General features: G+C 54.2%; 14 protein-coding genes and 1 pseudogene. 11 read left to right on the forward strand and 4 right to left on the reverse strand.

The genetic code is table 11. The annotated features are described in order from the left end of the window. The 7 genes and pseudogenes from KBY71_RS13450 to KBY71_RS13480 form a co-directional block, all read left to right on the forward strand. Nucleotides 1-239, forward strand: a pseudogene (locus tag KBY71_RS13450) (hypothetical protein); the annotation flags it as partial. 21 nt (nt 240-260) lie between these two features. Then, nucleotides 261-1139 (forward strand): phosphate/phosphite/phosphonate ABC transporter substrate-binding protein, encoded by an 879-nt coding sequence (gene phnD, locus KBY71_RS13455; RefSeq protein WP_254929403.1) that lies wholly within the window; start codon nt 261-263, stop codon nt 1137-1139. 68 nt (nt 1140-1207) lie between these two features. Then, on the forward strand, nt 1208-2005 hold the full coding sequence (phnE, locus tag KBY71_RS13460) for a phosphonate ABC transporter, permease protein PhnE (protein ID WP_396095501.1): 798 nt from the start codon (nt 1208-1210) through the stop codon (nt 2003-2005). Between the two features lie 2 nt (nt 2006-2007). Further along, the gene (locus KBY71_RS13465) at nt 2008-2988 is read left to right on the forward strand and encodes an NAD(P)-dependent oxidoreductase (protein ID WP_254929405.1); all 981 of its coding nucleotides are present in this window, start codon (nt 2008-2010) and stop codon (nt 2986-2988) included. An 836-nt stretch (nt 2989-3824) separates the two neighbouring features. Beyond that, nucleotides 3825-4037 carry a hypothetical protein gene (locus KBY71_RS13470; RefSeq protein WP_254929406.1) on the forward strand — a complete coding sequence of 71 codons (213 nt, stop codon included), beginning with the start codon at nt 3825-3827 and terminating at the stop codon, nt 4035-4037. 215 nt (nt 4038-4252) lie between these two features. Beyond that, complete coding sequence (locus tag KBY71_RS13475) at nt 4253-4483, forward strand: hypothetical protein (RefSeq protein WP_254929407.1); 231 nt, start codon at nt 4253-4255, stop codon at nt 4481-4483. A gap of 43 nt (nt 4484-4526) precedes the next feature. Further along, nucleotides 4527-4871 carry a type II toxin-antitoxin system PemK/MazF family toxin gene (locus KBY71_RS13480; protein WP_254929408.1) on the forward strand — a complete coding sequence of 115 codons (345 nt, stop codon included), beginning with the start codon at nt 4527-4529 and terminating at the stop codon, nt 4869-4871. A 31-nt stretch (nt 4872-4902) separates the two neighbouring features. On the opposite strand, the gene KBY71_RS13485 is transcribed toward KBY71_RS13480, so the two are convergent. Together KBY71_RS13485 and KBY71_RS13490 are read right to left on the reverse strand one after the other, a co-directional pair. Then, nucleotides 4903-5265: an AbrB family transcriptional regulator gene (locus KBY71_RS13485; protein ID WP_254929409.1), complete on the reverse strand. Its 363-nt coding sequence runs from the start codon at nt 5263-5265 to the stop codon at nt 4903-4905. Between the two features lie 135 nt (nt 5266-5400). Continuing rightward, nucleotides 5401-6000: a thermonuclease family protein gene (locus tag KBY71_RS13490; RefSeq protein WP_254929410.1), complete on the reverse strand. Its 600-nt coding sequence runs from the start codon at nt 5998-6000 to the stop codon at nt 5401-5403. An 83-nt stretch (nt 6001-6083) separates the two neighbouring features. On the opposite strand from KBY71_RS13490, the gene KBY71_RS13495 reads away from it, so the two are divergent. Next, complete coding sequence (locus tag KBY71_RS13495; RefSeq protein ID WP_254929411.1) at nt 6084-6470, forward strand: hypothetical protein; 387 nt, start codon at nt 6084-6086, stop codon at nt 6468-6470. Nucleotides 6471-6558: 88 nt separating this feature from the next. On the opposite strand, the gene KBY71_RS13500 is transcribed toward KBY71_RS13495, so the two are convergent. Further along, the gene (locus KBY71_RS13500) at nt 6559-7113 is read right to left on the reverse strand and encodes a DUF305 domain-containing protein (RefSeq protein WP_254929412.1); all 555 of its coding nucleotides are present in this window, start codon (nt 7111-7113) and stop codon (nt 6559-6561) included. 307 nt (nt 7114-7420) lie between these two features. Further along, nucleotides 7421-7837, reverse strand: a complete 417-nt coding sequence (locus KBY71_RS13505) for a heavy metal-responsive transcriptional regulator (protein ID WP_254929413.1) — start codon at nt 7835-7837, stop codon at nt 7421-7423. 4 nt (nt 7838-7841) lie between these two features. Here KBY71_RS13505 and KBY71_RS13510 point away from each other — a divergent pair, with 4 nt between their 5' ends. The 3 genes from KBY71_RS13510 to KBY71_RS13520 are packed head-to-tail and all read left to right on the forward strand — an operon-like array spanning nt 7842 to nt 8717. Further along, nucleotides 7842-8117: a DUF3721 domain-containing protein gene (locus KBY71_RS13510; RefSeq protein WP_254929414.1), complete on the forward strand. Its 276-nt coding sequence runs from the start codon at nt 7842-7844 to the stop codon at nt 8115-8117. Nucleotides 8118-8175: 58 nt separating this feature from the next. Further along, nucleotides 8176-8430 carry a DUF3721 domain-containing protein gene (locus tag KBY71_RS13515; protein ID WP_254929415.1) on the forward strand — a complete coding sequence of 85 codons (255 nt, stop codon included), beginning with the start codon at nt 8176-8178 and terminating at the stop codon, nt 8428-8430. Then, nucleotides 8427-8717 carry a hypothetical protein gene (locus tag KBY71_RS13520; RefSeq protein ID WP_254929416.1) on the forward strand — a complete coding sequence of 97 codons (291 nt, stop codon included), beginning with the start codon at nt 8427-8429 and terminating at the stop codon, nt 8715-8717. The genes KBY71_RS13515 and KBY71_RS13520 overlap by 4 nt, the downstream gene beginning before the upstream one ends. Nucleotides 8718-8877: the final 160 nt, after the last annotated feature.

An 8877-nucleotide genomic window follows, 5' to 3' on the forward strand; every position in this document is an offset into this window, starting at 1 on the left:
GAATACTCAAGTTACTAAAAGATATTTCAATTGACCTCCAAATAACTACTATTGTAAGTCTCCACCAAATTGATTTTGCACGTAAATATGCAGATCGCTTGATAGGGTTAAACAACGGGTCAATTATTTTTGATGGCAAGCCAAAAGATCTGACGGAATCAGACCTGAAACGGATATATGATACAGAGTCAACTCAAAACCATAATTCTACAAAACTTTTGGCCAGCCTGGCCAACTAATCCAAGCAAATTCAACAACTCATGAACTTTAAGTCAATTCTGCAAGCTGTTACCATTACGGCAATTGCCTTGATAGTACCGACTAATTTATCCAATGCATCAAGCAAATCAGATCCAGATACTTTAAAAGTTGCTCTGCTACCGGATGAGAATGCAGCAACTATAATCAAAGACAACAAGGGATTGCAAGAATATTTGAGCAAGAAACTTAACAAGAAGATCGAGCTAATCATATCAACTGATTACTCTTCAATGATAGAAGCTGCTCGAAACGAACGAATTGATCTTGCATACTTTGGACCGCTTTCCTATGTTATCGCAAAAGATAAAAGTAAAATCACTCCGTTTGCTGCTAGACTAAAAGATGGTTCAACTACATACAAGTCTTGCCTCATAGGGAATACCAAGGCGGGTATAAAATCATACAAAGATCTCAGAGGCAAAACTGTTGCATTTGGAGATCCTGCTTCGACTTCTAGCCGCCTCTTCCCACAACTAACTCTTGCTGATGCCGGCTTAATTGCTAAACGCGATTATAAGCTTGTATTTGTTGGGGCACACGATGCAGTCGCTCTCTCAGTTCAAACTGGAAATGCGCAAGGCGGGGGGCTTTCATGTCCTATCTATGAGTCTTTGATCAAAAAAGGAAGGATTGACACCAATAAGATTACACTTCTCGGAAAGACCGCACCGATTCCACAATATCCTTGGACTATGCGGTCCAACCTTAATCCAAAGCTAAAGCAAAACATCGTAGCCTCCTTTCTGGGACTCAAAGATGAAGCTATACTAAAAGCATATAAAGCCGATGGATTTGCTGCAGTTACGGATTCTGATTACAACGGCATCAGGAAGGCTGGCAAAATTCTTGGATTAAAGCTCGATACATTTGTTAAATAAGTCTATTCAGGCCATTGACTTGCCCTTATTTCTCATAAATTTGGGCATTTTTTTCTTTTTCAAACCTCATGCATTCTTTTAAATCTATTATCAGTCAACAAAAAAGTAGCCAATTGGCAACTGCGTTCGTTTCAATCGTCATTGCGGTTGTAATTCTCACGAGCTTTTCGGTCGTAGGCTTATTTGACAGTCAAAGGATATCCGAGGGGCTACCTGCAATAGGAACTCTAGTCAAGGAAATGGTTCCACCAAACTTTTCACGATGGCAGGAGTGGCTAATACCCCTGCGTGATTCGGTGGCAATGAGTATCGCAGGCACTTCAATTGCTGTAATAATTTCAGTACCCTTATCAGTACTAGCTGCCAGAACAACTTCTCCTAACAACCTCATCTATTCGTTTTCGAGACTACTGTTAAACTGTTTACGATCAGTTCCAGAACTAATAATGGGCATAATATTTGTAGCTGCAGTGGGCTTTGGACAGCTTCCCGGGGCTCTCGCGCTTGGTCTGCATTCAGTGGGAATGGTTGGAAAGTTCTACGCTGAATCAATAGAATTACTTGATAAGGATCCAATTGAAGCAATCACTTCTACAGGTGCGACACATTTCCAGGTAGTGACAAGGTGTATTCTCCCCTTAGTATTCCCTCAGATGGCTGATGTTGGATTGTACAGGTGGGAATACAATTTCCGAGCGTCCCTAGTTGTAGGAGCGGTTGGCGCTGGTGGGCTTGGACTCGAAATCGTCAGTTCACTTAGAATTATGAACTATCAAGAGGTGCTAGCACTGCTTATGGTTGTACTTATAATGGTCACAATAGTAGACGGCTTAAGCACAGCACTCCGTAAGCGTGTATCTTCTTGAAAATGCACAAAAAAGCCAAGATAGTAGTAACAACCAAAGTTTTTAATGAGACGCTTGAATTTCTCTCTCGATATTGCGAGGTCAATTCTAATCAAACAGAGAGACCCTTGTCTCGTTCTGAACTATTAAAGAGGTGCGGGGATGCTGAAGGTGTAATCGTTTTTATGCCAGACCACATAGATTCAGATTTTATTAAGCAATGTAAGAATCTCAGGGTTATTTCTGGCGCTCTAAGGGGTGCAGACAATATTGATTCATCTTTCTGTTCGAATAATGGGATAGCTTTTGCTATAATTCCTAATTTATTAGCACAACCAACTGCTGAGCTGGCAGTAGGCCTAATGATAAATCTATCGAGAAATATGCTCTCTGGCGATAATTATGCAAGAAGCACAGAATTTAAAGGCTGGAGTCCTAGATTTTATGGCAGTGGCCTCTGCGGAAAATCTTTGGGTATTCTTGGCATGGGCCAGCTTGGAAAAGCACTGGTAAAACTAGTTCATGGTTTTGAATGCGAAATTAGCTATTTTGACAAAATGGATATTGATTCAAGTTTCCAGGTATATAGCGAATTAAAGAAGAAAGGTCTCGACGAAGTACTGTCATGCTCTGATTTTGTTGTTAACATGCTTCCTCTTACCAATGATACACACCATCTAATTAATGCCGATAAGCTTAGGCTATTTAAGCAGGGCTCTTTCCTTATCAATGTTGGCAGAGGCTCTACTGTATGTGAACAAGCTGTTGCTAGTGCACTTTTAAATAATAAATTATCAGGGTATGCAGCAGATGTTTTCGAATTTGAAGACTGGGCATTAACCCATAAGCCATCTTCTATTGAAAGTGGCCTATTAAATAGTGCCTTAAATACCTTCTTCACTCCCCATATTGGATCGGCCGTCACTCAAGCGCGTAAAGAGATAGAAATGTCTGCAGCCAAAAATTTACTTTCACTTTTGGGAATTTGCCATAGTAAGAGCTAGTTGGATTTTTGGGACCCATCCCAATCTTTAAGTACGCCAGAAAAGTTATATTTTGGCTACGGTCACTGGTGGCATTGGCGACCAAATGGTCAAGGCTGTTGTCAGAAAAACCCGAGATATACTAAATATTATCGGCCCCTATTTTTGATCCAAATGGCATGTTCATGCGAGAATGACAAATTAATTCAAAACATAATACAATGCCCTGATCAGCACCTGATGATGCTGGAATATATTTGACAACACCTCCGGGGTAAGTATAAAGGGAATTGTTGAGGGCGTTGTTTACGTATTAACCAATCCTGGCTGATGCACACAACTTACGGGTGGACTTGCTGGGATTGTTGCATAGCAATTCGCCTCCTTATAGCCGCTAGGACTGGTTCTTTCCTGCTGGTGCGGATAGCCAGCAACAGGGCACCTTGGCTGAACAGGGGCAGGCCGGGAAGTTTTAGATATGGATCCTGGAGCACCAGAGCCTACGCTCGCTGGGCTGGGGGACCTTCTCCGATCAGGGCAGGAGAGAAGAGATTCTGAGCTGGCCGCTACATCTGGTGTACGCAGGTGGGTTATAGCACCTGTCCTGGGAGGCCGATGCCATCGGCCGGCCCCATGGGTTGCTGCAAAGCGAGCGGTTAGAGCAGCTGGTGTTCCTGCAGGCCTAGGCCTTAGACCCTTCTCAATATAAGCGAGCACCAGCTGGCGATCACCCGCCTGCAGCACCTGCTGCACTAATGCGGTGGCATCGAGCTGGGCGATGACCTCCAGACCCAGGACTGGCTCTAACAGCCCAGTGCCGAAAGAGCAATCAGCCGCAGACCCTGCGCTGCTCTTTCATGAGCGAGTCCTACGCCGCCATTCGCCAGGGTCAGCTTACCTTCTCCCTCGATCAGATCCGTCTGGAACGGCCGGCTAAGCAAGCGGAGCCCAGGTCTGCGGCCCAGGTCACCATGGCCGACTGGGTGCATCCTGAGCTGGCCCGGGTGCTGACGCCCAACCCAAGCGGCGACAGCCATCACCATCCGCTGGAGATCGACCTGCCGCCCTGAATCCTGGCCCGCGGCAGCGCCCTGCGCCGCTGGCTCTTCCCCCAGGCAGAGCCCTACGCATAGAAGCACCGGAGGCGCTGCGGCAGGAGCAGCAGGGCCAGGCGCTGGAGATGCTGGCGTTGGCTCAGCGACGCCCAGGCAGCTGAGCTTGAACGTGGGATTGGGCTTACCGTTGAGCTGTGGCTCCGTGTTGTCAGCGCAGGCCACCTGCCGCCATGACCCCTGCCGATTACGCCACTGAACAGCCTGAGGCTCCCTTCTCCGTGCGCCGCAGGCAGCTCGGGGGACGACGGATCGTGCAGGTGAGCAGCTCGCTCAGCGCTATGGATGCGCTGCGGGCACGGATCCGTTCCCAGAGCAAAGCGGTGGCAGAGCACATCGCCACCGATGCGGAGGCCAGTGCCTTCATTGCCGACTGGGCCACGCCTGAACCCCTAGACCGCTGAAGACCGGCGTGGACTTGAGGGCTGGGCAGATCATCACCGTTGATTGGCGCAAAGATCCAACCGACCCGGCCCCGGGCCTCAGCCTCCGGAGCCCAACAAGCTACGGCCAGCTGTCGTCGTGCAGGACTGCGAGCTGTTTGACCCTGCCTATCCAACAGTGCTGGTGGTGCCGATGACTGGCGACCCCTCGCTGGCTATAGCCGATCTGACTGACGTGCTCCAACCCAACAGCACCAACGGCTGCAGGAAGGTGAGCTATCTGCTGCCACAGAACCTGACCTGTGTGGCCAAGACTCGCATCACAGATGCCACCGAATGCTGCGTGACTACCACCGAGCTGCAGCAACTCCGCCAGCTGGTTGTGTTGGTGATCGGTGGCTTCTCTTGAAGAGCGGCAAGGAGCTCAACCGAGGAGCTGCTCACTCCTCTTCTGGGCTGCCCAAAGGAATCAGCTTGATCTGCTTGCGGCCAAGCTTGATCTCGATCTCATCGCCTGGCTTGAGGTCGAGCACGGCTGTGTAGGCCTTGCCCACCAGCAGGTTGCCGTTGCCCTGAACAGTTGCGACATAGCTAAGGCTGCGTCCACCTTTGCCCCGGCCGGCGCTATCGGCACCAAGGCTTACCCCCTTAGCGCTCAGCAGGGCCTCATAGAAAGCGGTGAAGTTGAGGCGCTCCGTGCCACCTTTTTTGGTGCTCACATAGCCGCACTCACGAACGAGCTCGGACTTGGAGACATCGCCTAGCTCCTTGACCTTGGCGAGCAGTTCGGGGCCGGTAAGCATCTGATCTTTGCCTGATGTTCAAAAATACCGAACTCAGATGCTGTGTCAATCCACTACATCAGCAGGCAAACCTTTGCTTCCGCTTTCTTCCGCAGTAACCAGTAGTGCAGCCACGAAATAAGGGAAAGATGACTGTCAGCGGAGTGCTTCACAGGCTTCTCCATCGCCATTGCCATCTAGATAGCTGTGTCCCTGACGTAGCAGCTCCTGGGCTTTGGCATAGGAGCTGATCTCGCTGCAGCGGTAACGCCGGCCGCCCAGGGTGGTGCCATCAGGAATGACGGCAGAGTGACGACCTCGCCGGAAGTCCCAGGGCCGGCTGATGCCGCCCTCCACCTGCCAGACACCGTATCGACGCCGGCTGGCACGGTATTCCGCGTCCAGATACTCCTTGGCATCGCAGCCGCTCAGGTACTGGCGGTACACAAAAGCCTGACCGTCTTCCACCAGCGCCAGGTTGATGTTCACGCCGCTGAACACCTCGGCAACTGATCGGCCGTAGCGATCGGTGGTCTTGATGTTGAGGCTTACCTCCCGGCCGATCGGTAGGCGGTGCTGCAAATACGTGCGGGCCTGCTGGCCGTAAGGGGTCTGAGCGGTCTCAGGTGCATCGATGCAGGCCAAACGCACGGTGAGGGCCTTGCCGGCCTGGCGTACCCGGATCGTGTCGCCATCTCCTATGGAGGCCACGGTGGCCTTGACGCTCTGAGCAGCTACGTCCGCTGGCCAGGCCAAGGCTGTTAACGCAACCACACCCAGCAGAAACTTTCTAGCCATTGCCGGAGTTTGCACCGGCAGCCTTTTCATGCTGTTCCTGCATGACTTGGTTGCAGCTGGCTGATCTGCGCCAATCTGTATCTATGCCTTACAAGACGATGGGCCGCAATCGGCTGCTCCTTGCCTGCGCGATTGCAGCTTTGGCGGCAGGAAGTGCCCTAGCCCAGCAGCCGGTGCAACCGCTGCCCAAGGTTGGAGGCTGCCCGCTTGGTTACTACAGCTCTGGCGGCTACTGCGTGCCCAGCTCCGGGGGCAACAGTCGCGGCGCCATCGAGAAAAGCGGCGCAGGCTGCCCGCTGGGTTTTTATTCCTCTGGCAACTACTGCCTCAGCAGCCCCAGTAACGACCGTGAGGCGATCCAGAAGAGTGGCAAGGGATGTCCCCTGGGTTGGTATTCATCCGGCAGCTACTGCGTCAAGAGTCGTTGAACCATGGGCTTCCGTTTCCGCCGCTCTACCCGCTTAGGCCCGCTGCGCTTCAACTACCGCTTCGCGGGCCTGCGGCTGCCGCAAGGGCTCAGCTGCCTGAGCCACCGAACCACTGCCGGTACCACTGGGCCATTTGCTCGATCTCCTGGCTCTGGGCCTTCACCATGGCCTGTTGCATTGCGCGCAGTTGCGGATGCTGGCTGTTGGTCTGGGCCATCGAAGCCATCATCACGCCCATGCGGTGGTGGGGAATCATCTGCTCGATGAAGGCCCGATCGAAATCGGCGGCGTTCTTAAGGGCGGCCAGGCTCGTGCCCATACCCATGCCACCACCCATACCCATGCCACCACCCATACCCATGGCACCTCCCATACCCATGGCACCTCCCATCCCCATGCCCATGCCGCCCATGCCCATGGCTCCTGCGGTCGTCCAGCTGGGAACGTCGCCGCCGAACCACTGCCGGTACCAGGTCCGCATCTGGGCGTTCTCCTGCGTCTGGCTGGCCTTGATGCTGCGGGCCAGGGCCTTGATCTCGGGCTTGCGCGCGCGGGTGAGGGCAAGATCCGCCATGGCGATCGCCCCGTCATGGTGAGGAATCATCATCACGATGAAGTGCTGATCCATCGTTTGGGAGCCCATCCGTCCCGGACCGCTCCGCCCCATTCCCATCCCGCTTCCGGCTTGGGCCACCACCTGGGGCGGCACTGAGCGCGCTGGAGCCCCCAGCGACAGAACGAGCGCTCCCAGCCCTGCAGCAGCCGCGAGCCTGAGTGCCACCGAACGTGTCCGGTCAAACGTAGCCAGGTGTTGGCCCATCAGTTCTCTCCCTTGCTTGTGCCTGCACTCAGCATGGGCACGCAGCAGGGAGCTGAACGCGCCATTGGGTCATGGCTTCATCGAATCGGTGCCCATTCGTTCCCTGCGGGCCGAACGTCACGCTCAGCCCTCAGACGTGAAGATTGGGGCAGATCACCGCGTCATCCTTGGCGGGATCGCTCTGCCAGCCGGCCAGCAGGCCCTGCAGTTCCTTTCGGAGCTGGCGCAGCTCCTTGATCTGGCCATCAATCCGCTCGATCTGGCATTCCAGCTGGATCGCAATATCTCCGCAGGGCAGCTCACCGGCATCGTGCACGGCCAGGCAGTCCTGGATCTCCTCCAGGCTGAGCCCGAGGGTCTTGAGCTTGCGGATGAACTCCAGGCGTTGCAGGCTCTGTTCTGCGAACAGGCGGTAACCGCCTTCGCTGCGGCCGATCGCCGGCAGCAGGCCCAGGTCCTCGTAGTAGCGCAGGGTCTTGACCGGCAGGCCACTGCGGCCGGCCAGTGCTCCGATCTTCATGCCGGTCTTCATGCCAACAGCTGCCATGGGCTTGACTCTCCTGCTGTGGGGAGACTCTAAGCTGGTGTTCACCTCGTTCTTCCGGCATTCCGTGAACCCCATCGCTCTGGCACTACTCCTCTCGGCAGGCGTTGCCCTGGCCCCCGGCGCCGCCCGCGCCCAGGCCAACGACATGTTCCCGAGCAAGGCCGCAGCTGAACAGCGAGCCAAGGAACTGAAGTGCAGCGGCGCCTTTGCGATGGGCAAGGACTGGATGCCCTGTCAGGACTTTGATGTCTATCAAAAGGCCGTCTCAAAGGAGAAGTGAGTCCACCGTTTTCTTTCCCAGCTCTGATTCTTGCTCTGACCCTCCCCGCGACCTCCCGATGAACCAGCGCAACTCCAGCCCACTTCTGCCATGCCATCGATGGGCCCTGCTGGTTGCCCTGGCAGCAGCGGCCTTCGCCCCGCTCCTCACCACCGCACCCGCTGCGGCGCACATGAAGGGCATGTTCAAGACCAAGCAGGAGGCGGAGCAACGCGCCGCCGAACTCAAATGCAAGGGCGCTTTTGCGATGGGCTCCCTGTGGATGCCCTGCGCCAGTGAGCAGGTGCTGCACAAGGCCCTTCAGAACGAGTGAGCCGCCACCACCATCTGTTCCGCAGGCTGCACCGCAGCCTCGTGCCCCTGGCGGCGGTCCCGCTCCTGCTTACGGCCCTCTCCGGTTCGCTCTATGGGGCCCTCTCGGCACAGGGGATCGAGGCCTTCTGGCTGATCAAACTGCACACGGGGAACTTCGGTGCCCTCAATCTGCAGCCTTACTACTCAACGGTCCTCGGCGTACTCACCCTGTTCATCGCCGGCTCTGGGATTGGTTTGTTGCTGGGGCGCCGGAGCGGGAGGAAACACAGCCCGCCACCCGTCTGATCAGGACGCCAGGCAAGAGGGTATCAACGAAGAATCTGAGCATGACACGCAACGACCACAAAGAGCTCAAAGGCCATAACCCCTTCGGAATGCTTGCAATCAGACTGTCTAATCTCTGACCAGAATCTGTTGATGAGTTTCTGGTCATCAGCTCACTGAG

It is taken from the genome of Cyanobium sp. T1B-Tous (assembly GCF_024345475.1).
GTDB lineage: Bacteria > Cyanobacteriota > Cyanobacteriia > PCC-6307 > Cyanobiaceae > Cyanobium_A.